Source organism: uncultured Pseudophaeobacter sp. (genome assembly GCA_905479575.1).
Taxonomy (GTDB): Bacteria; Pseudomonadota; Alphaproteobacteria; order Rhodobacterales; family Rhodobacteraceae; genus Pseudophaeobacter.
Genome location: CAJQNB010000017.1, coordinates 15,771 through 41,289, shown reverse-complemented (window position 1 = coordinate 41,289; position 25,519 = coordinate 15,771). Strand labels below are relative to the sequence as shown.

Below are 25,519 nucleotides of genomic sequence, written 5' to 3'. Positions count from 1 at the left end.
TAGTTCCTCAGGGGTTATGAAGGCTTTGCACGACGTTTTAGGGAAAGCCATGACAGACGCTGTAGTGAATGCGGAAGAAGACGCACCGGGTAAAAAAAGCAAACTGCCTCTCATCATTGGGGTCGTCCTTGCACTTGCAGGCGGCGGTGGCGGTTTTTTTGCAGTTTCGTCAGGGCTTCTTCCCTTTGGTAAATCCGCAGAGTCCGAAGAGACTCATGCGGCTGTAGAAGCGCCAGAAGGCGTAGATAGTGGTGAGACGGCGGAGGATATCGCCAAGCTTGCCTTCATCGAGATGGAACCAATTGTGATTACGCTGCGCAAAGCAAGCGGCATCAAACACTTGCGGTTCAACGCACAATTAGAGGTGGACGCGCTCCACCAGGCCGAGGTCGAAAAAGTCCTCCCCCGTGTAGTCGATGTACTGAATAGCTATCTTCGCGCTCTGGAGCTGGAGGATCTGTCTGATCCGATGGCGCTGCCAAGGCTGCGCGCGCAGATGCTGCGGCGAATCAACATAGCCACCGGACAGGGGCGTGTGCGTGATTTGCTGATCATGGAATTCGTACTGAACTAGGAGAACGGGATGGACCTTATTGCTGATATCCTGCTTGCGGCGGGGGCCCTTGGGGCCGGATTTTACTGTTTGGTGCTTTCGCGCCGGTTGAAACGGTTCAATGACCTGGAAAAGGGCGTCGGCGGAGCCGTTGCTGTACTTTCCTCGCAAGTAGATGACTTGAATAAATCTTTTGCCTCGGCGCGGCAAATCACTGAGGGCTCGAGCCAGGCGCTGGATCAGCTCACCGGGCGGGCCGAATCGGTGGCGCAGCGGCTGGAACTGATGATGGCTTCGATGCATGACATGCCGGAAGCAAATGTCGCAGCCCCGCAGCCCCGCCGGGCTGTCGCCCCTGATGCGGAAGAAAACGATGCTCTGGCTGTTGCCTATGAGACCGAAGCCGCCCCAGAGGCCGCAGTAGAGACACCGGCAGAAGATCCAAACAAAGCGGCCGGCGTTATGTTTGTGCGTCACAACCGCGATAAGAATCGGGTGGCGTGATGACTGCAAAACAGCCAAAGACCAAAAAGCAAAAGAAGCCAGGTCGTAGCCGGAGCAGCGCCTTGTTCTTGTTGTCGCTGCTTTTGATCGGCTCGGCGCTGGTGCGTCTGGGCATGGAGGCCGGTCCGGCAATCGCGCGGGAAGTTTCCAATCTTCAGAACGGCGAAGACCAAGAGCCCGCCCATGGCGGCCAGATGCAAAGCCAGGGCATGCCGTCTTCTGCTGAGCTGCAGGCGATGTTGGCAGCCTTTAAGGAGCGCGAAGCGGCGCTTGAGCTGCGCGAAGCTGAAATCGAAGACCGCATGAAGGCTTTGGGAATCGCTGACGAGGCCATTGACCGGAAACTGGCGGCCTTGGAGAAGGCGGAAGAAGAGCTGCGGACAACATTGGCATTGGCCGATGGTGCCACAGAGGCTGATGTTGACCGTCTGACCACTGTTTATGAACAGATGAAGCCAAAAGAATCGGCAGCACTGTTTGAAGAAATGGATCCCAATTTTGCGGCGGGTTTCCTGGCACGTATGCGGCCAGAGGCTGCGGCTGGTATCATGGCCGGTCTGAGCCCGGAAGCAGCCTATACAATCAGCGTTGTGATGGCTGGACGTAACAGCGGAGTTCCCAAGGAATAACTTGGGCTTCGCGCTCAGGCTTTCTTAATCCGACTCGCCTAAGTTTAGAAAAAGCAATGAAATTTGGAGTGACCCTATGGTCGGAATAGCAGGCATCCTGGTAATTTTTGTCATGGTATTCGGTGGGTATCTACTGGCCGGCGGCAAGATGGGGATTATTCTCAAGTCGCTTCCCTTTGAGATGATGATGATTGGCGGTGCCGCAGTGGGTGCCTTTCTGATCAGTAACGATATGGGCGGCATCAAACACACCCTGAAAGACCTCGGGAAGGTCTTCAAAGGGGCCAAGTGGAAATCCGATGATTATCGGGATCTCCTTTGCCTTCTGTTCTCGCTGATCCGTATTGCCCGGGCCAACCCTGTCGAGGTGGAGCAGCACATTGAAGACCCTGAAAATTCCTCGGTCTTCAACAAATACCCCAAGATCCTGGCAGATGGCGAAGCGGTGAACCTGATTTGTGACACCATGCGCTCTGCCTCGATGAACTACGATGACCCGCATCAGGTCGAGGAAGTTCTGGAAAAACGCATGGAGGCCAATCACCATCATGCGCTGCATTCCAGCCACGCTCTGCAAACCATGGCAGACGGTCTTCCGGCGCTTGGGATTGTTGCGGCTGTTTTGGGTGTTATCAAAACCATGGCCTCGATCGACCAGCCGCCAGAGGTTCTGGGTAAGATGATTGGTGGCGCGCTTGTTGGGACGTTCCTTGGGGTTTTTCTGGCCTATGGTCTGGTTGGTCCCTTTGCTGACAAGGTAAAAACCATCACCGAGGAAGACTCCCACTTTTACAAATTGATCCGCGAAGTGCTGGTTGCGAATCTTCACAACCATGCGGCTGCGATCTGTATCGAAGTTGGTCGCCAGAACACGCCTTCGCATATTCGCCCCGGTTTTTCTGAACTGGAAGAAGCCCTTAGATCGGTAAAACAGGACGCAGCATGATTTGGCGCGCATTTGCGATAGCCGCCACAGCGTTGGCGGCGGGCTCCTCTGCCCAGGCTGAGACCATCATCGCCCGCTCAGGCGAGCATGATGGCTTCTCGCGCCTGGTCATGCGCCTGCCGGATGGGGTGCAGTGGACACTTAACCAATCTGGGCGTACCGCAAGCCTAAAAATTAATTCGTCTACTGCTGTATTTGACACCTCGCGGGTTTGGAACCTGATCCCCCGCGATCGTCTGCAGGGCCTGACACAAAGCGGCCCTGGTCAGCCTCTGCGGATGGAATTGGGCTGTGACTGTGAAATCCAGTCCTATCTGCAAAGGGATGGCTATCTGGTTGTCGATATCACAGATGGCAGCGGTGCGCCGGTGGCGTCCAATCCGGTACAGAGCAATTTTGGCGCTTTGACGCTTGGCTCTCCGGTGGAATCTGTCGCCCCAGAGCCGTCCAGGGTGCCTTCAGCTGTTGCGGGATACCGGTTCAACCTGTCCCAGGGGGCTATCGCGGATGCCCGCATGGCGTTGAATCTGAAATCTGCCATCAGTGCTGATCGCGGCGGACAAGTTAGCCGACAACAGCCAGAGCCCGAACCGGAACCTGTCAAGACGACCAAGGAAATGATTGCCGAGTCCGCTCGTTTGGCTGAACCCGAACCGGTCGGGTCGCGCGGTGCTGCGGTTCTGGCTGCTGGACTGGATGCGGAACTGGGTCTGAACCAAACACCGGCCAACCCGGAACCTGTGGCAGAGGACGAGGCCGCAGCGCAAGAAACTGCGGAGGTCTTGGATGAACTGCCCGAGATGAATTTGCTGCTCAATATGGATGAAACCGCGCGGGCTGCGGCGGTGAACGCTTCAGAGCAGCGGTTGCTGCAACAGATTGGCAGGGCAGCGAACCAGGGTTTGCTGGATGTGGCACGGTCAGGGGATGCGGATGGCAGTCGGCCATTGGAGCTGCTGGGGCGGGCAGATCGCCCCCTGAACCCGCTTGACAATATTTCTGTGACCTCGGCCATCGACCGCGAGACCGGTTTGATTGCGCGCGCGACCACGGATTCCAACATTGATGACCACTGTCTGCCGGATCGCCGAATCGCTATTCACACCTGGGGCAACGACAGCCCCTTTGCGGATCAGCTTGGCCCGTTGCGCGGTGCCTTGGTGCGTGAATTTGATGATGTAAACCCAGCCGGTGTGCGGGCTCTTGCCAAGCTTTATCTATACTTTGGCTTTGGGGCCGAAGCCCGGAGCATGTTGTCGATGCTGCCAGAAGAACGGGTCGACGCCGAGCAACAGGCAACGCTTATTGCGATGGCAGATCTGATGGATGGCAAAGGGATCGGCATCAATCATCCGTTTTCGGGGCAGCAGGGCTGCAATGGGCAAACCGCGCTTTGGTCGGTGCTGGCAGATGGTAACATCCGCAAAACGGCCAATACCGATGCAATTCAGCAGGCCTTTGCCAAGCTGCCTGTGCATCTGCGGGTGAATTTTGGCCCCCGTCTCAGCTCGATGTTTGCTGAATCTGGTGATCTTCATATTGCCGAATCTATTTTGCGCTCTGTCAGCCGCACCGGGGCGGAATTTGTGCCGGAGATCAACTTGGCCGAAGCCGCAATTGCAGAACTGGAAGGCGATACTGAGGTGGTGGCAGAAAAGCTCACCGAAGAGGTCGCCGAGCGTACTGAAAGCGCCCCCACGGCTTTGATTGATTTGATTGAGCTCAGCTATAACGAACGCAAAGCCCTGTCTCCGGATGTGCCAGAGCTGATCGCCTCCTATGAACTGGAGAGCCGCGATACCCCTCTGGGTGGGCCTCTGCGCAAGGCCGGTGTGGTGTCCCTGGCCTTGACCGGAGAGTTCGCGCAGGCTTTTGACAAGTTGAAGCAGGTCACCCGGCGCGATGGGCCAGCGGCGCGGGCTGATGTGCTTGATCCGCTGATGACACTGCTGACCGAACGGGCAGATGATGTGACCTTTCTGCAGTATGGTCTGGTGTTTGCCGGTCAATCGACCGCTGCCGAAGCTGGCCCGGTGGCTGAGCTGATGGCGCGTCGCCTGCTGGATCTGGGGTTTGCGGAACAGGCGCAGTCCTTGCTGCAGAAGCTGGCGCTGGAGCCTGAAAACAAGGATCGCCGCCTGATGATGGCCGAAACCGCGCTGGCGCTGGGCAAACCCCATAACGCGTTGGTGGAATTGATGGGGCTTGAGGGATCGGAAGCCAATCGGATGCGGGCCGCAGCCCTGTGGCGCAACGGTGAATTTGCGCGCTCTGGGGAGTATATGCTGGGAGAAGACAGCAACGCGGCTGCCCGTGGCTTCTGGCACTCGGAAGACATGGAGGCGATCGAGACCATGGCGCCTGCTGAGGATGCGCCCTTTGGACAGGTTGCCACGGTGACCAGCCAGATTTCCGCAACTAGCCAGGATCCCGAAGGTCTGTCACCGCTGGCCCATGCACGGGCTCTGGTCGAGAGCAGCATCGGCACCCGTGACAATATTCTCGACCTGCTCAATAGGGTCGATTCTGCAAATGCTCCCCCTGTTGAATAGGGGCCAGGCTGAATAAGGGCCAGTTCGGGGCGCTTTTGGAGTTTGGATGAAGTTGCGAAAGGCCGCCTCTTGGGGCGGCCTTTCGCCGTCCTGCTAACACTTTGTCAACTGTCTGAAACTACCTTGGATTTTAGATTAATCCGCGATTGGACAGGCAGAATGCCGTTAGCTATCAGAACTTCAGATCGACGCATGTCGCGGTCTTTGAACCACAGGTCTCCCCCTGCCGCCTCGGGGCGGCAATTTGGGGCGATATCCAGTGCTGCTCTGACCGGGGCAAAATATGCCGTGGTCTTGAACAGGACATCTTTCAAAACTTTTGAACGCAGGGCCTGCGCCGGAAGCTCCACCCCGTGTGGGGGGCTTTGGCATGTCCGCAAAGACCACATCGTCCTCAACAGCCTGATTGCTCCAGAACAAGAGAATGCTCGTGCCTAAATTTACCGCTCAACAGCTTTTTAGCCCGACAGTGCTTTTGGCGCTGGCTCTGATGGCGATCATCGTGATGATGATCCTGCCCATGCCAGCCTGGGTACTAGATGTGGGCCTTGCCGCGTCTTTTGGCCTGGCAATCCTGATCTTCACCATTACCCTGTTCATCGAGCGGCCGCTGGATTTCTCGTCCTTCCCGACGATCCTGCTGGCCTCCTTGATGCTGCGCCTGTCGCTGAATATTTCGTCGACCAAGCTGATCATCGGCCAGGGTCATACCGGTACGGATGCGGCCGGCGATGTGATCCAGGGCTTTGCTCAGTTTGTCATGAGCGGCAGCGTGTTTCTGGGTCTGGTGACCTTTGGCGTCCTGCTCATTGTTAACTTCATGGTCATCAACAAGGGCGCGGCCCGGATGGCCGAAGTTGGTGCACGTTTTGCCCTGGACGGGATGCCGGGCAAACAGATGGCGATTGACGCCGATATGTCGGCAGGCGCGATCGACCATGCCACCGCCAAGGAACGCCGCGAGAACGACCAGAAGGAAACCACCTTCTTTGGCTCGCTGGATGGGGCGTCGAAATTTGTCAAAGGGGACGCGGTTGCCGGTCTGCTTATTACGCTGTTGAACCTGGTGATGGGTCTGGTGATGGGCGTTATTGTCCACGGGATGCCAGTTGCGACGGCTTTTGAAACCTATGCAATCCTGACTGTTGGGGATGGGCTGGTTTCGCAAATCCCATCGGTCATCATCTCGATTGCTGCGGCGCTGTTGCTGGCCCGTGGTGGGGCCACCGGCGCGACCGATATCGCGCTGATGGATCAGTTTGGCAAACACCCGGCGGCCCTGGCCACGGTTGCGGTGCTGATGGTGATGTTTGCGCTGGTCCCTGGCCTGCCGTTCCTACCCTTTGTTATCGGGGGGGCGGTTCTGGGCTTTGCGGCCTATCGTATTCAGGTGAAAATCAAGGCCAAAGAAGACGCCGAAATCGAAGACGAGATGGAGGAAACCGCCAATCCAACGCCGAGCAAGGCGCTGGGCGATATCCTTGATCTTGACGATTTGCACCTGGAGTTTGCCCCGGATCTGGTCAGCATGGTGCTGGATGCCGGCACCGGGTTAGACGCGCGTATCGCCAACATGCGGACCCATATTGCCACCAGCTTTGGCCTGATTTTGCCCGAAATCCGTCTCACAGATCAGGCGGATCTGGTGCGCGGAACCTATGTGGTGAAAGTGCAGGGGGTCGAACAGGTGCGGGGGACGCTACACCCGGATATGGTCCTGGCCTTGATGCCCGACAACCATAGTGCGCTGCCCCCAGGGACGGACGTAACCGAGCCCGTCTATGGCGCGCCAGCCCGCTGGATTAATGCGGCGCAACAACAGGATGCTGTTCTTGCGGGTGCCACGGTCGTGACCCCACCGGAAATCTTGGCAACGCATCTTCTGGAAGTGATCAAGCAGAACTTTGCCCGCTTGCTGACCTTCAAATCCCTGCGCCGCCTGCTGAATGAAATGACCGAGCTGTCGGATCCGTTCCGCGCCGAAGCCAACCGCAAGCTGCTGGAGGATCTGGTGCCCGACAAGGTGCCATTGGATACCCTGCATGCGGTCCTGCGCCTGCTGTTGGAAGAGCGGGTGTCGATCCGCAATATTCCTCTGATTCTGGAGGCCATTGCAGAGGCACGCATCCACTCTACCCAGCCAGAGGTAATCTGCGAACAGGTGCGTCAGCGCCTCGGTTTCCAGCTGGTTGCCGAGATGAAACGCGAAGATGGCACCATCCCGCTGATCCAATTGGCGCCAGAGTGGGAGGATACCTTTTCGACCTATCAGGTGGATGTCAGCGCCGGCAATCTCGATGTGGCCCTGCCGCCTGATATGTTCAACCGCTTGGCAGAGGGTCTGAGCGAGCGCCTGAACACTGTGACAGAACAGGGCGTCTTTGCCGCCGTGGTGACCTCTACCCGCCGCCGTCGCTATCTGCGCACCATTCTGAAATCCCGTGGCATCACCAATCCGGTGCTCTCGTTTGAGGAAATTGGTCTGGAAGCCCGCCCGGCATTGGTTGGAATGGTTGCCGCATGACACTGCTGGATCTGCCTCCAGAGTTGCGGGCGTTTCTCGGAGCGAGTTTCTGGCATTTTGCCATTGTCTTCTTGCGGGTTGGTGCCATGACCTCAGTGCTGCCAGCCTTTGGTGAACAATATGTCCCGATGAATATTAAGCTGGCGATTGCCGTTGCTTTTACCTTTGTCGTGGCGCCGGCCTTGCCCCTGTTTCCAGAGCCGACATCACCGCTGCATTTTGCTGGTTTAGCCACCAGCGAGGCCATTGTTGGCCTGGCCTTGGGGATCTCGGTGCGGCTGTTTCTCATGGGGTTGCAGATCGCTGGCACAATTGCAGCGCAAAGCACCTCCCTGTCGCAGGTTCTGGGCAATATCGGCGCCGATTCCCTGCCGGCAATGGGGGCAGTGTTGCTGGTGTCAGGCCTGGCGCTGGCGGTGATGATGGGGCTGCATGTCCGGGTGGCGGAGTTTTTGATCTATTCCTACCAGATTTTTCCGCTCGGCGATTACCCTGCGCCCGCTGGTTTTTCCGAATGGGGCATACACCGGATCGCCCGCGCGTTCTACATGGCCTTCACCCTGGCGGCGCCTTTTCTCATTACGGCGGTGATCTACAATCTGGCGCTGGGCGTGATCAACCGTGCCATGCCTCAGTTGATGGTGTTTTTTGTTGGTGCGCCGGTAATCACCTTTGGTGGTCTGTTCATTCTGATGGTTGCCAGCCCGATGATCCTGGATGTCTGGATGCGCGAGATGATGACCTTTTTTGCTGATCCCGGAGGTGGCTTGTAATGAGCGGCGACGACGATTCAGACAAGTCATTTGAGCCAACGGAGGCCAAGCTGCGCAAAGCGCGGGAGAAAGGTGAGGTTGCCAAATCAACCGACCTTTCCGTCGCCGCCGCCTATATGGGGTTGGTCGTCGCCTTATATGCGGCTGGCCACGGTATGGTGACCGAATTTGGCACTGTGTTGATGTCAATTATCGACCAGCCCGACCGGCTGGCGAAACAGCTGTTTTCCGGCAATGGAACGCCACCGGTTGGCGGCATGATTGCGGCATTGGTCTGGCCTCTGCTGCCGCTGTTTATCATTCCCTTTGTGCTGGTTCTGTTATCCATCGTCGGCCAACGGGCACTGGTCTTTGCGCCCAGCAAGCTTGAACCAAAGATGTCGCGGCTTTCGATTATTTCCAACGCCAAGAACAAGTTTGGTCGTGCTGGGCTGTTTGAGTTTGGCAAAAGCGCCTTCAAGCTGATGATATATTCGATCTGTCTTGGGGTTTATCTCAATAACCGGATGCCCGAGATGATCGCTTCCTCGGCAACCGGGGCCTCGTCGGTGATCAAGATGCTGGCAGAGCTGGGAATGGAGTTCCTGGTGATTGCCTTGCTGATCTCGATCACCATCGGGGTGGTGGATGCGATTTTCCAGCACGATGAACATCGTCGCAAGAACATGATGTCACGCAAGGAAATCCAAGACGAAAACAAGGACGCCGAAGGCGATCCCCATATGAAGGGCAAGCGACGTCAAAAAGCCATGGAAATTGCCACGGGCCAGATGATGGCTGCGGTGCCAGAGGCCAGCGTTGTGATCGTCAACCCGACCCACTATGCGGTGGCGCTGAAATGGGAGGGCGGTGCCGGTACGGCGCCGGTCTGCGTGGCCAAAGGTGTGGATGAGGTCGCGGCGACCATTCGCCGGATCGCCAATGAAAACGCCATTCCGATCCACAGTGATCCGCCAACGGCGCGGGCACTTTACGCCACCATCGGGATCGGTGACGAGGTTGAAGAAGAATATTACGCACCGGTGGCTGCGGCGATCCGCTTTGCTGATGAGATGCGCGAACGCGCCAAGGGAGGTCTGTGATGAAACAAAAGATGGCCATGCTCAAACAGATGGCTGCTGTCACCGAAGCGCAGTATCTGAAAGAACACGCCAAAATCAAACCCATCTTGGACCAAGAGGCGCGGCTGCGTGGCCAGTTGACCAAATTGGAGGCCCAGGTTCGTGAGGCCCGTTCAGAGGCTGATAGCGACATGCCGATGAAGGCCCTGGGGGCTGATCTGTTGTGGGAGGGCTGGCATTTGAACACGCGCCGCAATCTTAACATGCAGCTGGCGCAGGTCACCGCCCGCAAACTGATGGCGATGGATCGTCTGCGCCAGACCTTTGGCCGCAAAACCGCCGTGGGTGATATGGCAAAGACTGAAAAACGGCGGCTGAAAACAGCCCGCGCAAAATCCCTGGAGGCGCAATTGCTCGGGCTTTGAGCCCCTGCGGCAGCCTTTGCTCGGCTGAACGGGGCCAAGGCGATATGCTGGGTCTAATAAAAACAGCCAGAGCAAACCTTTGCCTCATGTTCAGCCAGCGACGGGCCCGAGCCCAGAGAGAGCAAGTTGCCGTTAAGCGATGAATGTCTGCTTGGACGTTTGGGTAACCGAGCCGGCGTTCTGGCCGCTGTTTGAAAATGCATCGACACTCAGGGCGGAAAGTGTGAGCCTGCTTGTCTTGCGTTTTTGCATTGGAAGGATACGTCTTGCTTCTATCGATCCAGGCCCATCTCATCTACAGATCTGAGCACCCCTGCGATTTATTGCTGCAGATCGAGGCGGCGCAGGATACCGAGCAGCGCTTGCAGAACACGCAATTTTGCCTCTCACCCGATGTTGAAACCAGTATTGTTTCCGGTGAAGAACAGGTTGGAACAAGGCGTTGGCTCCGCGTGGCCGGTGAATTTGAATGCATGTATCAAACGCAGGTCATGGTGGATCGAAAAACAGCTGTATTGGCTGAGCTCGCGGCCACAGAGCTGCGCCAGCTTCCCAGCGAGGTCACAAAGTTCCTTATGCCCTCACGATATTGCCATCCAGAAGACTTCGCCAATTCTGTCCCAGCTTTGTTTGGGGCGGCCTCTGGTGGCCGGTTGATTGTGGCAATGTCCGATTGGATTGAGAATCAATTCACATATGACAGCTTTGCAAGCCATGGTCTGACAACCGCAACGGACAGTTTTGGGGCTCGTGCAGGCGTTTGTCGCGACTATGCACATGTTTTGATCGCTATGGCGCGTTCCGTGGGTATTCCCGCCCGATTTGTGAGTGCCTATGCACCAGATGTTACGCCCCAGGATTTTCATGCCGTGGCAGAGGTTTATCTAGAAAATCAGTGGCATTTGGTTGACCCGACGGGCATGGCAAAAGCGAGTGAAATTGCGCGCATTGGTGTGGGCAGAGACGCTGCAGACGTGTCTTTTATGACGTCCTACGGCAGTATGTTGCTCAAAAAACAGGCAGTTAATGTGGCGCGCAGCGTATAATTCAACACTTCCATTTGCCAAACCTTCATAAACCCTTAACGTGTTTATATGGATTTAGAACGTCTCCACTTTGATGAAATGCTTTTGGGTTCAGATGGCGTCCGCGCTCCATACGCCGAATACCAAAAGTGGTTTGCAAACGAAGACCCTGCGCGTCTTTCAAAGAAATCAAAGGAAGCCGAGGCGTTTTTCCGACGCACAGGCATCACCTTTAATGTCTATGGCCAAGCCGCCGCCCAAGAAAGATTGATCCCGTTCGACTTGATCCCCCGCATTATTGCAAACCGCGAGTGGACCAAATTATCCAAAGGGATCAAGCAACGTGTGGGTGCAATCAATGCCTTTTTGCATGACATCTATCACCGACAAGAAATTCTACGTGCGGGGATCGTGCCGACCGAACTGATTTCGCGCAATGAAGCGTTCCTGCCGCAGATGATCGGGTTCACGCCACCGGGTAAAGTGTACACCCACATCGTCGGCACTGATCTTGTGCGCACGGGTGAGGATGATTTCTACGTGCTCGAAGACAACGCCCGAACACCGTCGGGTGTGTCTTACATGCTCGAGAATCGCGAAACGATGCTGCATATGTTTCCCGAACTGTTCAGCCAGATCAAAGTTCAGCGCGTGAGCGACTACCCCAAAAACCTGCGGCGCTCGCTTGCCGCCTGTGCGCCCGAGCGCTGCGCTGGCAAGCCCACCGTGGCCATTCTGACGCCAGGAATTCACAACTCCGCCTATTTTGAGCATTCGTTTCTGGCTGATCAGATGGGCGTCGAGCTGGTGGAAGGGCATGATCTGATGGTTGTGGACGGCCACATCGCGATGCGCACGACCAAGGGCTATAAGAACATTGATGTGCTGTATCGCAGGGTCGATGATGATTATCTTGACCCGCTGAATTTCAACCCAGACTCTATGTTGGGTGTGCCGGGGATCATGGATGTCTACCGTGCCGGAAACATCACCATTGCGAACGCGCCGGGGACGGGCATTGCTGACGATAAAGCGATCTATTCCTACATGCCCGACATCATCGAATTTTATACTGGTGAGAAGGCAATTTTGAAAAACGTCCAGACCTGGCGGTGTTCAGAGGCGGACTCGCTGGCCTATGTCCTAGATCATCTGGCAGAGCTGGTGGTGAAAGAGGTTCACGGATCGGGCGGCTATGGGATGCTTGTCGGGCCAGCAGCCAGCAAGAAAGAGCTGTCATCCTTTGCTGCCAAACTGCGCAGAAACCCAGGCAACTATATCGCGCAGCCGACCTTGTCTTTGTCGACAGTGCCCATCTTTGCCAAAAAAGGGCTTGCGCCGCGTCACGTTGATTTACGGCCCTTTGCCCTGGTGTCACCGGACAGTATCAACATCGCCCCGGGCGGTCTGACCCGCGTGGCATTGAAGGCCGGTTCCCTGGTGGTCAACTCCAGCCAGGGTGGCGGCACCAAAGATACTTGGGTTCTGGAGGACTAGCAGGATGCTTGGAAAAACCGCTGGTGGCCTCTATTGGATGTTTCGCTTTTTGGAACGCTGCGAGAATACCGCGCGCCTTGTCGAAGCCGGGTTCCGCATTGCGCTGACACGGTCCAATGATCCTGCCTCAGAATGGAAATCCGTTGTGACCACGGCGGGCGCGCGTAGCCATTATGACGCAAAATATGATTCCTACGAGGCGGCATATGTGGTGGATTTCCTGCTGCGAGATCCCGCCAATCCGTCGAGTGTTCTCTCAGCTGTCGAAAAAGCACGGACCAACGCCCGTATGGTTCGAACCGCGTTGACCACAGAAGTCTGGGAAGCGGTCAATGAAGGCTGGATGGGCCTGAAAAAGACCCTCAAGTCACCTGTAAAAGAAACGGATCTGCCAGCCGTGCTCGGAGAAATTCGCCGCCATAGCGCATTGGTCCGCGGTGCTATGCACGGCACCATGCTGCGCAATGATATTTATGATTTCACCCAAATGGGCATCGCATTGGAACGGGCAGACAATACGGCACGGATCATTGATGTGAAGTATTACACATTGCTACCGTCAGCCAGTTTTGTCGGATCCGCTTTGGATAATGTGCAGTGGGAAACCATTTTACGCTCGGTTTCTGCGCACCGGTCTTTTCGCTGGCTCAATGATGAAAACATGACGCCCGCCAGCGTCGCTGATTTCCTCATTCTGGATCCCCGCTTTCCACGGTCCCTGTCCTTTTGCAGCCGAATTCTGGAAGAAAGTCTCGGATTTCTCGCCAAGGATTATGGCACCCGTCTGACATGTCACGACATGATTAGCGCACAGCGCGACAGGCTGCGTGCGCACACGATTGCAACGGTTTTTGACGAGGGGCTGCATCAATTCATCACAGCCTTTATCGACGATATCAACGCGATCGGGCAGCAGATTGAAACAGACTATCGGTTCATCGGATAAGCGTTTGAGACTATGAAACTGGAAATCTCACATACGACCAAATACACCTACGATGCGCCGGTGTCTTATGGCTTGCAACAGGTGCGCCTGACCCCGATGTCCACCAAGCATCAAACGGTTCTGGACTGGAATGTCTCGATTTCCGGCGGGGTTCAGGAGCTTGAGTTTCAGGATCAATATCAAAACCAAACGCTGTTGGTTCAAGCCAATGCAGGCACGACCGAAGTCTCTGTTCAGGTCTCAGGCGTGGTCGAAACCCATTCCTCTGATGGTATTTTCGGCAAAGTTTACGGCAAGGCGCCGCTTTGGCATTTTTGCCAAACAACACCACGCACCACACCTGGACGCGGCATTCGCAAGCTGGCCAAACATATAAAGGCCAAAGGCGATACGCTGAGCGATCTCCACGTATTGTCACAGGAAATTCTTGCAGCGGCCCCGTATGGCGAAGCAAACACCTTTGCAGGAACCAGCGCCGAAGAGGCGTTGAAGGCTGGTGGTGGCGTTTGCCAGGACCACGCGCAGATCTTCGTTGCAGCGGCGCGGGTGGCAGGCATTCCTGCGCGCTATGTCAGCGGATATCTCATGATGGACGACCGGATCGATCAAGATGCCAGCCACGCCTGGGCCGAGGCCCATATTGAGGGGCTGGGATGGGTCGGCTTTGACGTCTCCAATGGTATTTCGCCGGATGAGCGATATGTCAGGATCGCAACCGGCCTTGATTCACGGGATGCGGCGCCAATTACGGGCATTCGCAGGGGAGCTATGGACGAGACGATGATTGTATCGCTGCAAATTCAGCAATAGATACGGTACACTGTTTCGAACTCTCTACCCCGTACTGGACCAAAACAATGACCTATTGCGTCGGACTACGATTGAACAAGGGCTTGGTTTTCATGTCCGACACCCGCACCAACGCAGGCGTAGATAACTTCTCGGTCACGCGGAAAATGTTCACATGGGATGTTCCCGGCGAACGGGTCATCACACTGATGACATCGGGCAATCTTGCAACCACTCAATCATTGATCAGCCTTCTGGAGGAACGGTCAAAGGTCACAACGGAACGCAGCCCCTCCATATTGGAGCTGCCGACGATGTTCGAAATCGCCCGGCTTGTTGGCTCGACATTGCGAGAGGTGATTGCCGATAGCCATTCCGAGGGCCAGCAAGCATCGTCAAAATTCAAAGCCTCGGTGATTGTAGGGGGTCAGATCAAAGGCGGGGCACCTACGATGTTTATGATTTACCCCGAAGGCAATTTTATTGAAATCACTGACGACAATCCGTTTTTCCAGATCGGCGAAGCCAAATACGGCAAACCAATCCTGGTACGGGCCTATGATCCCGAGATGTCATTTGAAGACGCTGTTAAGCTGCTGATCGTCTCGTTTGATTCAACAATAAAGGCCAATCTGTCTGTTGGGCTTCCCCTTGATCTGCACGTCTATTTCCAAGACAGCTTTGTCGCCACCCCCAGGCCACGGATCGAAGTGGACGATGCCTATTACCAAGCGGTCTCCTCAAGCTGGGGAGACGCCCTGCGCAACGCGCTGGCGCAATTGCCAAGCTATCAGATCGACTGAGCACATATCTAAAGCGGCATTGCGCCAACAAAGATGACGGTGGGCAAGCTCCGCAGAGCAGCAGGTCGTGGCGGTCTCTTGCCGGGTGAATGTGCGGTGTGCAGGCCTGCCCGCTCTCCTGCTTTTTAGCACTGTTTTGCTGGCTCACTTCAGGAAATGCTGATGACGGTTTGAAAGAGCGGCGCGGGGGCGAAACAAGTCTTGCACCCTCGCGTGGTTCTGCCCAAATAGAGCCTATGCAAAAAACGCTTCTTTGTCTTGGATGTGGATATACGGCGCGCCACCTGGCGTCGCAGCTGTTGGCGCGCGGCTGGCGGGTGATTGGCACCGCGCGGGAGCCGGTTGCGGTCCCAGGTGTGGACATGCTGACCTGGCCGGGGGAGGATATTCCTTTGGCCGGGGTGACCCATGTGCTCAGTTCTATCGGGCCAAATGAGCGCGGCGACCCTGTTTTGGCTCACCTACGAGACGAGATAGCTGCTGCGGCTGCCCATTTTGAATGGGTCGGGTATTTGTCGACCACAGCGGTCTATGGCGACCGGGACGGCGGTTGGGTGGATGAAACCACACCGGTTGCGCCGACCAGCGAACGCGGCACCTGGCGCAGCCTGGCAGAGCAACACTGGCAGCAGGTCCCTGACCTGCCGCTGCATATCTTTCGGCTGGCGGGGATCTACGGCCCCGGGCGCGGCCCCTTTGCCAAGCTGATGGCGGGCAAGGCGCGGCGTATTGTCAAACCAGGACAGGTGTTTTCCCGCATTCATGTGGATGACATTGTGCAGGCACTGCTGGCCTCAATTGATCAGCCGAACCCGGGGGGGATCTATAACCTCTGCGATGATGACCCGGCCCCACCACAGGACGTTCTGGGCTACGCGGCAGAGTTGCTGGGCCTGCCCGTGCCCGCCGAGGTGCCTTTTGATGAGGCCGGCATGACCCCAATGGCGCGCAGTTTTTACGGCGAGAACAAGCGCGTCCGCAACAATCGCATCAAAGACGAGTTGGGGGTCGAGCTGCTGTATCCAAGCTACCGCGAGGGGTTGCAGGCGGTGCTTGCAGCAGAAGATATGGAGCGCTTTGTGCCGCCGGAAGAACCGCCAGCGTTGTAGGACTGTGGCAAAATTGACTCTACCATTTCTTAAGGAACAGATTATATGTCTAAGGATAGGTGCTCTAGTACCTATATAGAAAAATAGACTCCGTATCATTCGCCGTTTATCAAAGTGTATAGGCAACTATACCGCGAATGTACGGAGTCGATTTTTTTTTATGGATCATCGTTACGCTATTTTGGTCGATGGCGGATTTTTTACACGAAAGCTCTACAACAAGTTGGGCAAACGAACTCCAAAAGTGGAGGATGTCGTTGAGGAGATCCGCCGTATTCGTGCAGATCCCTTATTAGCCAACTACGAGTTACTGAGAACGTACTACTACGATGCATATCCTGCGACGGGTAAGCTCACTCACCCAATCACTAAAGAAGTAACAAATTTGGCTGATACGCCTGTCTTTTCGAAGAACAAGGCATTCTTCCAAAAGTTAGAGCTACAACCTGAAATTTCCTTGCGTGCGGGAGAATTATCGCCACGAGGCTTCAAGTTGGCGCATTGGGCTCTGCAAGATGATAAATTACCGGATCGTCAATTAAAGAAAGAAGACTTTGTCTTCGACATTGAGCAGAAAGGTGTTGATCTGCGAATAGGTTTGGACATCGCTCGCCTGTCGCTACGACAGCTAGTCAGAACAATAGTAGTGGTGACTGGGGATAGCGATTTCATCCCCGCATTCAAATTCGCTCGTCGTGAAGGTGTGCGCATTATTCTGGCACATATGGGGCATAGCGTTAAACGGGACCTCAAAGCTCACACCGATGGCTTCATTGAGTGATTTACGCCCGCTTTTCTCCAATTGACGCAACACCCAGCACCTCCAGCACCTTGGCTTCGATCTGGGGGGCGTTCATGGCGGCGGTCTCGTACATGTCTTTGGGGCTGGCTTGGTCGATAAACGTATCGGGCAGCACCATGGAGCGGAATTTGAAGCCCGCGTCGAATACGCCTTCATCTGCCAGCAGCTGCGCCACATGGGAGCCAAAGCCGCCTACGGCGCCCTCTTCAATGGTGATCAGTGCCTCGTGGTCGGCCACCAGTTTCAGGATCATCTCACGGTCCAGCGGCTTGGCAAAACGGGCGTCGGCAATAGTCGGCGTGATGCCCTTGGCCGACAGGGCCTCAGCGGCCTTGCGGGTTTCGCCCAGACGGGTGCCAAAGGAGAGCAGCGCCACGCGTTTGCCCGTTTGGATCATCCGGCCCTTGCCGATCTCCAGCAGTTGCGGCTCTTCCGGCATCTCGACACCTTCGCCCTCGCCACGGGGATAGCGAAAGGCGATGGGGCCCGCGTCATGGGCGGCGGCGGTATGGACCATATGCACCAGCTCGGCCTCATCGGCGGCTGCCATCACCACCATGCCGGGCAGGTTGGACATAAAGCCGATGTCGAAGGAACCGGCATGGGTGGCGCCATCGGCCCCCACCAGGCCAGCGCGGTCGATGGCAAAGCGCACGGGCAGGCGCTGGATGGCGACGTCATGCACCACCTGGTCATAGCCACGCTGCAAAAAGGTGGAATACATCGCACAAAACGGCTTCATCCCGCCGGCCGCCAGCGCGGCGGCAAAGGTGACGCCGTGCTGTTCGGCTATGCCCACGTCAAAGCAGCGTGACGGATAGCGTTCCGCCATCAGCGACAGGCCGGTGCCATCGGGCATGGCGGCCGTGACGGCGCAGATCTTGTCGTCCTTGGCGGCAAGTTTCACCAGCTCATCGCCAAAGACACCTGTGTAGGAGGGCGCGTTGGAGGGGGCTTTTTTCTGCTCACCGGTGACCATATCGAATTTTGCGGTGGCATGGCCCTTGTCACGGGCTGTTTCAGCCGGGGCGTATCCCTTGCCCTTTTTGGTCAGCACGTGGATCAGGATCGGCCCGCGCGCGCGGGCCTTGACGGTGCGCAGCACTGGCAGCAGCTGATCCAGATCGTGGCCATCAATAGGGCCGATGTAGGAAAAGCCGAGGGATTCAAACATTGTGCCGCCAACGGCCATGCCTTTGAGCATGTCTTTGGCGCGTTTGGCGCCTTCGCGGAAGGGTTCCGGCAGCAGCGATGCGGCGCCCTTGGCCACGGCCTTCAGTTCCTGAAACGGTTCTTCGGCATAAAGCCGTGACAGATAGGAGGACAACGCGCCAACCGGCGGTGCGATGCTCATCTCATTGTCGTTGAGGATGACGATCATGCGCTTGTCCAGATGACCGGCGTTGTTCATCGCCTCAAAGGCCATGCCGGCCGACATCGCCCCATCGCCAATCACTGCAATTGCTTCGCCCAGACCTTCGGGCACCACGCCGCCCAGATCGCGGGCCACCGAGAATCCCAGCGCCGCAGAGATCGAGGTGGAGCTATGGGCAGCGCCAAAGGGATCGTAGGGAGATTCGGAGCGTTTGGTGAAACCCGACAGCCCGCCCTTGGTGCGCAGGGTGCGGATGCGGTCACGGCGCTCGGTCAGGATTTTATGGGGGTAGCTTTGATGGGAGACATCCCAGATCAGTTTATCCCGTGGGGTGTTGAACACCGCATGCAGCGCCACTGTCAGTTCAACCACGCCCAGTCCCGCACCCAGATGGCCGCCAGTGGTGGAGACCGCAGAAATGGTCTCTTGCCGCAGCTCATGGGCCAGCTGCACCAATTGTGCATCACTCAGCCCTTTCATATCCGAAGGGCGCGCGATCTGGTCCAAAAGCGGGGTAGAGGGCCGGTCAGACATGATGTTTCCTTGTGGCGGTCAGGGCAATCGGGCCCCGGTGTCAGCTGTCACGCGCAATAACGAAGCGGGCGGTCTGCTTCAAGGTTTCTCCGGCGGCCCCATAGGGGGCTAGGGCGCTGCAGGCCTCGTCGACCAGATCCCGAGCGCGCTGTTTGGCAGGCTCCAGTCCCAAGAGCGAGACAAAGGTCGCCTTGCCCGCAGTGGCATCTTTGCGCAGGGCCTTGCCAACCTTTTCAGCGTCTCCCTCCACATCCAAGATGTCATCGGCAATCTGAAATGCAAGGCCAAGAGCGGTTGCATATTGCCACAGAGCGCGGGAATCGTCGCCGGCAATCACTGGCCCAACGGTGGCAGACCAATTGATCAGGCAGCCGGTTTTGCGGTCCTGCAGGCGGGTGATCTGTTCCAAGGTCAAAGGGGTTGTGGCGGTTTCTGCATCAATATCCAGCATCTGCCCCTGCACCATCCCAGAGCGGCCAGCGGCGCGGGCCAGGAGCCTGATGAGCTCTAGCGCGTTGGTGCCGAATTTTGCATCGGCCAACAGATCAAAGGCCATGGTTTGCAGGGCATCGCCTGTCAGCACCGCTGTTGCCTCGTCCCATTTTTTATGGACCGTCGGCAGGCCACGGCGCAGATCGTCGTCATCCATGCAGGGCAGATCATCATGCACCAGGGAGTAGGCGTGAATGCATTCAATCGCGACGGCCGCATCCAGGGCGGCCTCGGCATCAACGCCGTGCAGCCGCGCACTTTCCAGCGCCAGAAATCCGCGCAGCATCTTGCCGCCCATCACCGCATGCAGCATTGGCTGTCCCAGGGTGGACTGCACAGGAATAATCGCGCTCAAGCGGGCAGAGATCTCTTGTTGCGCCTGTTTCAGCGCCACGGTGAACGAGGCAGCCATGCTGTTAGCCCGCGTCCAGAGCCTGGGTTGCAACCGGTGTGCCGCTGGCGTCCAGCGTCAGGGAGGCGACCTTCTCTTCGGCGCGCTTCAACTCATCTTCGCAGCGTTTCTTGAGCTTGGCACCCCGTTCATACAGCGCGATCGAGGCATCCAGTGCTACATCGCCGCGTTCCAGTTGGCCAACCACGGTTTCCAGCTCGCGCATGGCCTGCTCAAAGCTCATCTCTTCTACGGAGGGGGCGGTGGGTTCAGTCATGTCGCTGCCTTTATCAATTCTTCCACATGTGCGCGCGTGGCCTGCGCTAGGGCGTTCAGATCATATCCGCCTTCCAAAGTCGAGACGATACGGCCCTGACACAGCTCCTCTGCCAGAGCGCAGAGTTCAGCCGTGAGCCAGGCAAAATCGGTCGTGCTCCAGTTCAGGCTGGCAAGGGGATCATCACGGTGGGCGTCAAAGCCGGCGGAAATGATTATCAGCTCTGGTTTAAAGGCGCGCAGCCGTGGAAAAGCCTGGCCTTCATAGGCGGTGCGCATTTCAGGGCCAGCAGAATCGGGTGCCAGTGGCATGTTGAGAATCTGGCCGTATGCGCCGTCTTCATCCACCCGCCCTGAACCGGGCCACAGCGGCATTTGCTGGCTGGTGATAAACAGGGCGCGGGGCTCGTCCCACAATAGATCCTGGGTGCCATTGCCGTGATGCACGTCAAAATCCACCACCGCGACTCGTTTCAGGCCGTGATGATCCAGGGCATGTTTGGCGGCCAGTGCAGCGTTCCCAAACAGGCAAAACCCCATGGCGGTCTCGGTTTCGGCATGGTGTCCCGGTGGGCGAATAGCAGCAAAGGCGTTTTGAACCTCGCCTGTCAGTACCAAATCCACGGCGCGTACCGCAGCACCGGCGGCGCGAAAGGCCGCGTCTAGTGAACCGGGGGACAGGAAAGTATCGCCATCAATCTGTGCATAGCCTTCGATTGGGCGGGCGCTGCGCAGGGCGCGCAGATGATCCACAGGATGGATGCGCAGGACGTCATCCTCGGCCGCCATCGGCGCGGCAACACGTTTCAGATCCAGTGTTTCCAGCGCGTGTAGGACGTGTTCAAGGCGGGCCACCTGTTCGGGGTGCCCCTCTGGTGTGTCATGGCGCAGGCAATCAGCGTGGGTGATCAAAGCGGTTGTCATTTTGGCATGTTCCAGAGCGTCAGAGTGAACAACAGGGGTAGAATTGCCCATAGGGTGCCAGCAAAGGGATCAGTTAGAAAGGGCGAGTCTTTCGGAGCGGCGGTCCCTGATCAATCAGGCGCAAGCATATAGCCGGCACCCCGGACAGTTTGCAGGTATTGCGGCTGTTTTGGGTTCGGCTCGATCTTGCGGCGCAGCCGGGTGATCTGAACATCCACAGCGCGTTCCTGTGCCTGACCACGGTCCCGGCCCAGATCTTCGACCAGTTTGGCGCGGCTCACGGGGTCTCCGGGACAGGCCGAAAAGATCTTCATCAGCTGGCTTTCGGTGCCGGTCAACCGCACCAGATCATTGCCCTGCCACATCTCTCCGCGTTCGATATCATAGCGGATGTCGCCAAGATGCAGCACCTTGGGGGCGCTGTCCTGCGCCGAGGTATCCGGCACCCGCCGCAGGATCGCATTGACCCGCAACAGCAGTTCCTTGGGTTCAAAGGGTTTGGGCAGATAGTCGTCTGCGCCGGCCTCAAAACCGGTGATGCGGTCCTCTGTCTCGCCCTTTGCGGTGAGCAGCAGGATTGGCGTGGTCATGGTTTCGCGCAGGGATTTGGTCAGCGAGATACCGTCCTCGCCCGGCATCATCACATCCATGATGATCAGATCAAAATCGAGGCCTGCCAGGATCCGGCGGGCATGGGCTCCGTCCCGTGCTGCAGAGACCAGAAACCCGGCCCGCACCAGAAATTTCTTCAGCAATCCGCGAATGCGTTCGTCATCGTCAACAATCAGTAGGTGCGAGTCAAAGGTGGTCATGATCCGGTTTCCCGCAGATTGATATAGGCCCGGCGCATATCTGCATCCATCATCGCCTCCAATACCTTCTTGAACCCCTGGACGGCCTCGGGCCCGGCATCCTTATAGGCGGCGCGCATGCGGGCGCGCTGGGCATCCGAAAGCTTGGCCTCCAGCTGTCTGCCTTCCTCGGTGAGGTGCAGGTGGCGTTCGCGTTTGTCGGTGACCCCAACCCGGCTTTCGACCAACCCATCGCTGATCAGGGTGCGCAGAACCCGGTTGAGCGATTGTTTGGTGACGCCCAGGATGGTCAGCATGTTGTTTACCGTGGTCCCGGGGGCGCGATTGATAAAGTGAATGGCGCGGTGATGGGCACGCCCATAAGACATCTGTGCCAGAATGCGGTCGGGATCGGCTGTAAAGCCGCGATAGGCAAAGAACATTGCCTCGATCCCCTGGCGCAATTGTTCATCGGTCAAAAACAACAGGCTTTCGCCGCCATAGCCCTGGCTGGATCGCCCCATTGACCGTCCGCTTGAGCTGCCTTCTGCCATGGTGCGTTCCCTCTGCTCGCCGTGCATCCCTGCCGGTCAGTTTATGTCAGCTATATTGACATTCCAAGAGTGAAGATGTATCGAATCGCAGCTTTGGCGCAACAATATGTCCACTTCGGTCATATTTGGCGCAACTTATGAAAATACAACTGCTTTGAGGAGGCTGTGGCATGGCTGGATATGATGATCGTGACGGCTTTATCTGGATGGACGGTGAGCTGATCGACTGGCGAGATGCAAAGGTGCACGTCCTGACCCATGCGATGCACTATGCGTCTTCGGTGTTTGAAGGGGAGCGCGCCTATAACGGCAAGATCTTCAAAAGCCGCGAACATTCCGAGCGGCTGATTGCCAGTGCTGAGGCGCTGGACATGCCGATGCCCTATTCGGTGGATGATATCGAAGCCGCCAAAGAAGAGACCCTCAAGGCCTCCGGGCTGCAGGACGCCTATGTGCGGGCTCTGGTCTGGCGCGGCTCTGGCGAAGACATGGGTGTCGCCTCGGCGCAGAATCCGGTGCGCATGGCCGTGGCAGTCTGGGGCTGGGGGGCCTATTATGGCGATGCCAAGATGCAGGGCGCCAAACTGGACATTGCGGAATACAAGCGCCCCAGCCCCGAGACAATCCCGGTGCATGCCAAGGCGGCGGGTCTTTATATGATCTGCACCATTTCCAAGCATAAGGCTGAGGCCAAAGGCTGTTCGGATGCCCTGTTCATGGATTATCGCGGCTATGTGGCTGAGGCGACCGGCGCCAATATCTTCTTTGTGAAGGACGGCGAAGTGCACACGCCGCTGGCAGATTGCTTTCTCAATGGGATTACCCGTCAGACCGTGATTGCGATGCTCAAGGAAAAAGGCATCACCGTGCATGAACGTCGCATCCTGCCCGAGGAGATGGAAGGGTTTGAACAGTGCTGGTTGACCGGCACCGCGGCTGAGGTCACCCCTGTTGGGGAAATCGGTCCCTACACATTCGAAGTCGGTGAGATGACGCGCGACATCGCTGCAGCTTATGAAGCGATGGTGCGTAGTTAATCGCAGCTGCTGTTGCTAAAATGAAAAAGCGCGGAAGATACCTTCCGCGCTTTTACTGTATGAGCATCTGGCGATGCGGTTGCCGCCTGTGGCCGCTTCATTTGGCCAATAGCATCCCGAACGCGCGGCAAGGCCTCGCGCATTATTCCGGCCTTATTGAACTTCTGTTGTCACCTCGACATTGCCCTGTATCGCGTTGGAATAGGGGCAAATCTTGTGACCGGCTTCGACGATGCGCTCGGCCTGGGCCGCGTCAAGCCCGGGCAGGGTCACAACAAGGGCGACACTCAGACCAAAACCACCCTCGGGTTTGGGGCCAATTCCCACATTTGCAGTGACCGAGACCTCGGCGGGAACCTTGGCCAGGCTTTCATCCTGCGTCGTGGCAAATTGCATGGCGCCAATGAAACAGGCGGAGTATCCGGCGGCAAAAAGCTGCTCTGGATTGCTGCCTTTGCCGTCCCCGCCCAGGGCAGGTGGCGCCGCCAGAACCAGATCGAGACCAGATTCTGCAACTGTGGCGCGGCCATTGCGGCCTCCGGTGGCTGTGCCTTGGGCGGTATAAAGAGGGGAGATGCTCATGGTGGTGTCCTTGTTTTGATTAATCGTGTGGGAATATATCGCGTGCGATTTAAATAGGTCAGGCCGGGACCAGTGGCAAGGGGTTGCAGTTTGATCGTGTGCGATTTACCTGTCGAGGATGACGCACCGACCCCTTCACCTTGATGACCTGCTTTGCTTTGCGCTCTATTCCGCCAATAATACCATGGGGCGGCTGTATCGGCCGCTGTTGTCGCAATATGGGCTGACCTATCCGCAGTATCTGGTGCTTGTCGCCCTGTGGCAGCAGGACAGCCAGAAGGTGAATGATCTGGGCAGCGCATTGAACCTGGAGTCAAATACGCTCACGCCTTTGTTGAAACGCATGGAGGTGGCCGGCCTGATCACGCGCAAGCGTAACCCTGAGGATGAGCGCAGTGTGATTGTCTCATTGGCAGCTAAAGGTCTTGCCTTGCAGAACGAGGCGGCAACTATCTCGCGCTGTATTTTGGAGGCGGCGGGGGATGATCTGGCTGACCTGATTTCGTTACGCGACAAGATCCAGGAGCTGGCACTGCGGTTGAACGCAAAGAGCCAGACCTAAAAGAACGCGACCTTCGCCTGGCGCTGGCGAAACCTGAGCCGGGAGGGCAGTGTGGGCTTACCCGCCTTTGGGGTCGGTCAGAGATTTGGCCTTGCCACGGACCAGGCCAAGGCGGCTTTCACGCCAGATCACCAGAATATTGCCCGCAATCACCAGGCTGGCCCCTGCCAGCATGACAAGCGTTGGCAATTCTGCGAACCAGACATAGCCGAGGACAATCGCAAACAGCATCGAGACATAGTCATAGGGAGCCAGCATCGACGCAGGTGCAAAGCGGTAGGACGAGGTGATCAGGATCTGCGCCACGCCGCCGATAATTCCGGCGCTGATCAACAGGAGAAGTGTCGTCAGATCCGGCATGACCCAGCCAAACGGCAGTGTCAGCAGAGACAGCAGGGATGCGGTGACGGAAAAGTAAAACACAATTGCGGCAGTTTGCTCTGTCATCACCATCCGGCGAATGTGAATTTGTACAAACCCACGCGCCACTGTGGCGCCAAGGATCAGCATGACCCCGACAAAGGCGGTGCTGGACATATCCATGCCGCTGGACAGCCGCGGATAGATCATGATCAACACTCCGAGCAGGCCAATCCCAACAGCACTGATACGTACCAGGCGTATGCGCTCTCCCAGAAAGACGGCGGCCAGGATCAGGGTGAAGATCGGCGTCGCATAGCCAATGGCCGTGACCTCTGGCAGGGGCAACATGCCCAGCCCCATAAAGGTCATTGCCATCGCCGAGGTGCCAACAAGACCGCGCATCACATGCCCCATGGGGCGCGTGGTCTTGAGCCCGTGTTTCAGATCACCGCGCATGGACAGCCAGACAACAATGACGGGAATGGCAAAAAACGAACGAAAAAACACCGCTTCGCCGGCTGGAACCACATCGGACACCGACTTGATCACGGCAGAGAGGCCGGTAAACAGCCCAATGGCAGCAACCTTGAGGGCGATGGCAAGCAGAGGTCGATGCGATGTTAAGGATGTGGCCATGAGCAGGACCCTGCGCCCCTGCGACAAAAAGATCAATGGGTTGATTTCCCTATCAGCCCCGGCG

General features: G+C 57.1%; 26 protein-coding genes. 18 read left to right on the top strand and 8 right to left on the bottom strand.

All coding sequences use genetic code 11. The features are described from left to right. Nucleotides 1-49 precede the first annotated feature (49 nt). The 16 genes from QZ268_RS05510 to QZ268_RS05435 all read left to right on the top strand — a co-directional run bounded on the left by QZ268_RS05510 (nucleotide 50) and on the right by QZ268_RS05435 (nucleotide 16,917). Nucleotides 50-574 (top strand): flagellar basal body-associated FliL family protein, encoded by a 525-nt coding sequence (locus QZ268_RS05510; RefSeq protein ID WP_295449262.1) that lies wholly within the window; start codon nucleotides 50-52, stop codon nucleotides 572-574. A 9-nt stretch (nucleotides 575-583) separates the two neighbouring features. Continuing rightward, the gene (locus tag QZ268_RS05505; protein WP_295449259.1) at nucleotides 584-1,057 is read left to right on the top strand and encodes a hypothetical protein; all 474 of its coding nucleotides are present in this window, start codon (nucleotides 584-586) and stop codon (nucleotides 1,055-1,057) included. After that, complete coding sequence (locus QZ268_RS05500; protein ID WP_295449257.1) at nucleotides 1,057-1,686, top strand: hypothetical protein; 630 nt, start codon at nucleotides 1,057-1,059, stop codon at nucleotides 1,684-1,686. Before QZ268_RS05505 ends, QZ268_RS05500 begins: the two co-directional genes overlap by 1 nt. Before the next feature lie 76 nt (nucleotides 1,687-1,762). Beyond that, nucleotides 1,763-2,632: a flagellar motor stator protein MotA gene (gene motA, locus QZ268_RS05495; protein ID WP_295449254.1), complete on the top strand. Its 870-nt coding sequence runs from the start codon at nucleotides 1,763-1,765 to the stop codon at nucleotides 2,630-2,632. After that, nucleotides 2,629-5,184 (top strand): hypothetical protein, encoded by a 2,556-nt coding sequence (locus tag QZ268_RS05490; RefSeq protein WP_295449251.1) that lies wholly within the window; start codon nucleotides 2,629-2,631, stop codon nucleotides 5,182-5,184. The genes motA and QZ268_RS05490 overlap by 4 nt, the downstream gene beginning before the upstream one ends. A 430-nt stretch (nucleotides 5,185-5,614) precedes the next feature. Continuing rightward, nucleotides 5,615-7,708 carry a flagellar biosynthesis protein FlhA gene (gene flhA / locus QZ268_RS05485; protein ID WP_295449248.1) on the top strand — a complete coding sequence of 698 codons (2,094 nt, stop codon included), beginning with the start codon at nucleotides 5,615-5,617 and terminating at the stop codon, nucleotides 7,706-7,708. Beyond that, nucleotides 7,705-8,481, top strand: coding sequence for a flagellar biosynthetic protein FliR (locus QZ268_RS05480; RefSeq protein WP_295449245.1), 777 nt, complete (start codon nucleotides 7,705-7,707; stop codon nucleotides 8,479-8,481). The genes flhA and QZ268_RS05480 overlap by 4 nt, the downstream gene beginning before the upstream one ends. Further along, entirely contained in the window at nucleotides 8,481-9,563 is a 1,083-nt protein-coding gene (locus QZ268_RS05475; RefSeq protein WP_295449242.1) for a flagellar type III secretion system protein FlhB, read from the top strand. The genes QZ268_RS05480 and QZ268_RS05475 overlap by 1 nt, the downstream gene beginning before the upstream one ends. Beyond that, nucleotides 9,563-9,967: a hypothetical protein gene (locus tag QZ268_RS05470; RefSeq protein ID WP_295449239.1), complete on the top strand. Its 405-nt coding sequence runs from the start codon at nucleotides 9,563-9,565 to the stop codon at nucleotides 9,965-9,967. The genes QZ268_RS05475 and QZ268_RS05470 overlap by 1 nt, the downstream gene beginning before the upstream one ends. 266 nt (nucleotides 9,968-10,233) lie before the next feature. Then, complete coding sequence (locus tag QZ268_RS05465) at nucleotides 10,234-11,013, top strand: transglutaminase family protein (protein WP_295449237.1); 780 nt, start codon at nucleotides 10,234-10,236, stop codon at nucleotides 11,011-11,013. A gap of 48 nt (nucleotides 11,014-11,061) precedes the next feature. After that, nucleotides 11,062-12,489, top strand: a complete 1,428-nt coding sequence (locus QZ268_RS05460) for a circularly permuted type 2 ATP-grasp protein (protein ID WP_295449233.1) — start codon at nucleotides 11,062-11,064, stop codon at nucleotides 12,487-12,489. A gap of 4 nt (nucleotides 12,490-12,493) precedes the next feature. Further along, the gene (locus QZ268_RS05455; RefSeq protein ID WP_295449230.1) at nucleotides 12,494-13,435 is read left to right on the top strand and encodes an alpha-E domain-containing protein; all 942 of its coding nucleotides are present in this window, start codon (nucleotides 12,494-12,496) and stop codon (nucleotides 13,433-13,435) included. Nucleotides 13,436-13,447: 12 nt separating this feature from the next. Continuing rightward, a complete protein-coding gene (locus QZ268_RS05450; RefSeq protein WP_295449228.1) occupies nucleotides 13,448-14,245 on the top strand; it encodes a transglutaminase family protein in 798 nt (265 codons plus the stop codon). A gap of 47 nt (nucleotides 14,246-14,292) precedes the next feature. Then, entirely contained in the window at nucleotides 14,293-15,027 is a 735-nt protein-coding gene (locus QZ268_RS05445) for a proteasome-type protease (RefSeq protein WP_295449225.1), read from the top strand. 236 nt (nucleotides 15,028-15,263) lie between these two features. Further along, complete coding sequence (locus QZ268_RS05440; protein ID WP_295449222.1) at nucleotides 15,264-16,136, top strand: SDR family oxidoreductase; 873 nt, start codon at nucleotides 15,264-15,266, stop codon at nucleotides 16,134-16,136. Nucleotides 16,137-16,296: 160 nt separating this feature from the next. Next, the gene (locus tag QZ268_RS05435; RefSeq protein WP_295449219.1) at nucleotides 16,297-16,917 is read left to right on the top strand and encodes an NYN domain-containing protein; all 621 of its coding nucleotides are present in this window, start codon (nucleotides 16,297-16,299) and stop codon (nucleotides 16,915-16,917) included. A 1-nt stretch (nucleotide 16,918) separates the two neighbouring features. Here QZ268_RS05435 and dxs read toward each other — a convergent pair whose 3' ends face one another. The 6 genes from dxs to QZ268_RS05405 form a co-directional block, all read right to left on the bottom strand. Further along, on the bottom strand, nucleotides 16,919-18,847 hold the full coding sequence (dxs, locus tag QZ268_RS05430) for a 1-deoxy-D-xylulose-5-phosphate synthase (protein WP_295449217.1): 1,929 nt from the start codon (nucleotides 18,845-18,847) through the stop codon (nucleotides 16,919-16,921). Between the two features lie 40 nt (nucleotides 18,848-18,887). Continuing rightward, nucleotides 18,888-19,751 (bottom strand): farnesyl diphosphate synthase, encoded by an 864-nt coding sequence (locus tag QZ268_RS05425; protein WP_295449215.1) that lies wholly within the window; start codon nucleotides 19,749-19,751, stop codon nucleotides 18,888-18,890. Nucleotides 19,752-19,755: 4 nt separating this feature from the next. Further along, entirely contained in the window at nucleotides 19,756-20,007 is a 252-nt protein-coding gene (locus tag QZ268_RS05420) for an exodeoxyribonuclease VII small subunit (RefSeq protein WP_295449213.1), read from the bottom strand. Continuing rightward, a complete protein-coding gene (locus tag QZ268_RS05415) occupies nucleotides 20,004-20,930 on the bottom strand; it encodes a histone deacetylase family protein (protein ID WP_295449210.1) in 927 nt (308 codons plus the stop codon). Before QZ268_RS05415 ends, QZ268_RS05420 begins: the two co-directional genes overlap by 4 nt. A gap of 110 nt (nucleotides 20,931-21,040) precedes the next feature. Next, complete coding sequence (locus QZ268_RS05410) at nucleotides 21,041-21,742, bottom strand: response regulator (RefSeq protein ID WP_295449208.1); 702 nt, start codon at nucleotides 21,740-21,742, stop codon at nucleotides 21,041-21,043. Then, nucleotides 21,739-22,275, bottom strand: a complete 537-nt coding sequence (locus QZ268_RS05405) for a MarR family transcriptional regulator (RefSeq protein WP_295449205.1) — start codon at nucleotides 22,273-22,275, stop codon at nucleotides 21,739-21,741. The genes QZ268_RS05410 and QZ268_RS05405 overlap by 4 nt, the downstream gene beginning before the upstream one ends. 170 nt (nucleotides 22,276-22,445) lie before the next feature. On the opposite strand from QZ268_RS05405, the gene QZ268_RS05400 reads away from it, so the two are divergent. Next, nucleotides 22,446-23,312, top strand: coding sequence for a branched-chain amino acid aminotransferase (locus tag QZ268_RS05400; protein WP_295449203.1), 867 nt, complete (start codon nucleotides 22,446-22,448; stop codon nucleotides 23,310-23,312). A 153-nt stretch (nucleotides 23,313-23,465) separates the two neighbouring features. On the opposite strand, the gene QZ268_RS05395 is transcribed toward QZ268_RS05400, so the two are convergent. Next, a complete protein-coding gene (locus QZ268_RS05395) occupies nucleotides 23,466-23,894 on the bottom strand; it encodes an organic hydroperoxide resistance protein (RefSeq protein WP_295449201.1) in 429 nt (142 codons plus the stop codon). Nucleotides 23,895-24,012: 118 nt separating this feature from the next. Between QZ268_RS05395 and QZ268_RS05390 the strand changes: the two genes are divergently transcribed. Continuing rightward, complete coding sequence (locus QZ268_RS05390) at nucleotides 24,013-24,456, top strand: MarR family transcriptional regulator (RefSeq protein ID WP_295449199.1); 444 nt, start codon at nucleotides 24,013-24,015, stop codon at nucleotides 24,454-24,456. Between the two features lie 57 nt (nucleotides 24,457-24,513). On the opposite strand, the gene QZ268_RS05385 is transcribed toward QZ268_RS05390, so the two are convergent. Beyond that, on the bottom strand, nucleotides 24,514-25,455 hold the full coding sequence (locus QZ268_RS05385; protein WP_295449197.1) for a DMT family transporter: 942 nt from the start codon (nucleotides 25,453-25,455) through the stop codon (nucleotides 24,514-24,516). Nucleotides 25,456-25,519 lie beyond the last annotated feature (64 nt).

Bases quoted from the DNA above. Each gene is read 5' to 3' on its own strand.
- QZ268_RS05480 (WP_295449245.1), top strand. From the start codon at position 7,705: ATGACACTGCTGGATCTGCCTCCAGAGTTGCGGGCGTTTCTCGGAGCG.
- dxs (WP_295449217.1), bottom strand. From the start codon at position 18,847: ATGTCTGACCGGCCCTCTACCCCGCTTTTGGACCAGATCGCGCGCCCT.
- QZ268_RS05460 (WP_295449233.1), top strand. From the start codon at position 11,062: ATGGATTTAGAACGTCTCCACTTTGATGAAATGCTTTTGGGTTCAGAT.
- QZ268_RS05395 (WP_295449201.1), bottom strand. From the start codon at position 23,894: ATGAGCATCTCCCCTCTTTATACCGCCCAAGGCACAGCCACCGGAGGC.
- QZ268_RS05455 (WP_295449230.1), top strand. From the start codon at position 12,494: ATGCTTGGAAAAACCGCTGGTGGCCTCTATTGGATGTTTCGCTTTTTG.
- QZ268_RS05385 (WP_295449197.1), bottom strand. From the start codon at position 25,455: ATGGCCACATCCTTAACATCGCATCGACCTCTGCTTGCCATCGCCCTC.
- QZ268_RS05390 (WP_295449199.1), top strand. From the start codon at position 24,013: ATGACGCACCGACCCCTTCACCTTGATGACCTGCTTTGCTTTGCGCTC.
- QZ268_RS05490 (WP_295449251.1), top strand. From the start codon at position 2,629: ATGATTTGGCGCGCATTTGCGATAGCCGCCACAGCGTTGGCGGCGGGC.
- QZ268_RS05405 (WP_295449205.1), bottom strand. From the start codon at position 22,275: ATGGCAGAAGGCAGCTCAAGCGGACGGTCAATGGGGCGATCCAGCCAG.
- QZ268_RS05500 (WP_295449257.1), top strand. From the start codon at position 1,057: ATGACTGCAAAACAGCCAAAGACCAAAAAGCAAAAGAAGCCAGGTCGT.
- QZ268_RS05450 (WP_295449228.1), top strand. From the start codon at position 13,448: ATGAAACTGGAAATCTCACATACGACCAAATACACCTACGATGCGCCG.
- motA (WP_295449254.1), top strand. From the start codon at position 1,763: ATGGTCGGAATAGCAGGCATCCTGGTAATTTTTGTCATGGTATTCGGT.
- QZ268_RS05440 (WP_295449222.1), top strand. From the start codon at position 15,264: ATGCAAAAAACGCTTCTTTGTCTTGGATGTGGATATACGGCGCGCCAC.
- QZ268_RS05420 (WP_295449213.1), bottom strand. From the start codon at position 20,007: ATGACTGAACCCACCGCCCCCTCCGTAGAAGAGATGAGCTTTGAGCAG.
- QZ268_RS05505 (WP_295449259.1), top strand. From the start codon at position 584: ATGGACCTTATTGCTGATATCCTGCTTGCGGCGGGGGCCCTTGGGGCC.
- QZ268_RS05475 (WP_295449242.1), top strand. From the start codon at position 8,481: ATGAGCGGCGACGACGATTCAGACAAGTCATTTGAGCCAACGGAGGCC.
- QZ268_RS05410 (WP_295449208.1), bottom strand. From the start codon at position 21,742: ATGACCACCTTTGACTCGCACCTACTGATTGTTGACGATGACGAACGC.
- QZ268_RS05510 (WP_295449262.1), top strand. From the start codon at position 50: ATGACAGACGCTGTAGTGAATGCGGAAGAAGACGCACCGGGTAAAAAA.
- QZ268_RS05470 (WP_295449239.1), top strand. From the start codon at position 9,563: ATGAAACAAAAGATGGCCATGCTCAAACAGATGGCTGCTGTCACCGAA.
- QZ268_RS05400 (WP_295449203.1), top strand. From the start codon at position 22,446: ATGGCTGGATATGATGATCGTGACGGCTTTATCTGGATGGACGGTGAG.
- QZ268_RS05435 (WP_295449219.1), top strand. From the start codon at position 16,297: ATGGATCATCGTTACGCTATTTTGGTCGATGGCGGATTTTTTACACGA.
- QZ268_RS05425 (WP_295449215.1), bottom strand. From the start codon at position 19,751: ATGGCTGCCTCGTTCACCGTGGCGCTGAAACAGGCGCAACAAGAGATC.
- QZ268_RS05445 (WP_295449225.1), top strand. From the start codon at position 14,293: ATGACCTATTGCGTCGGACTACGATTGAACAAGGGCTTGGTTTTCATG.
- QZ268_RS05415 (WP_295449210.1), bottom strand. From the start codon at position 20,930: ATGACAACCGCTTTGATCACCCACGCTGATTGCCTGCGCCATGACACA.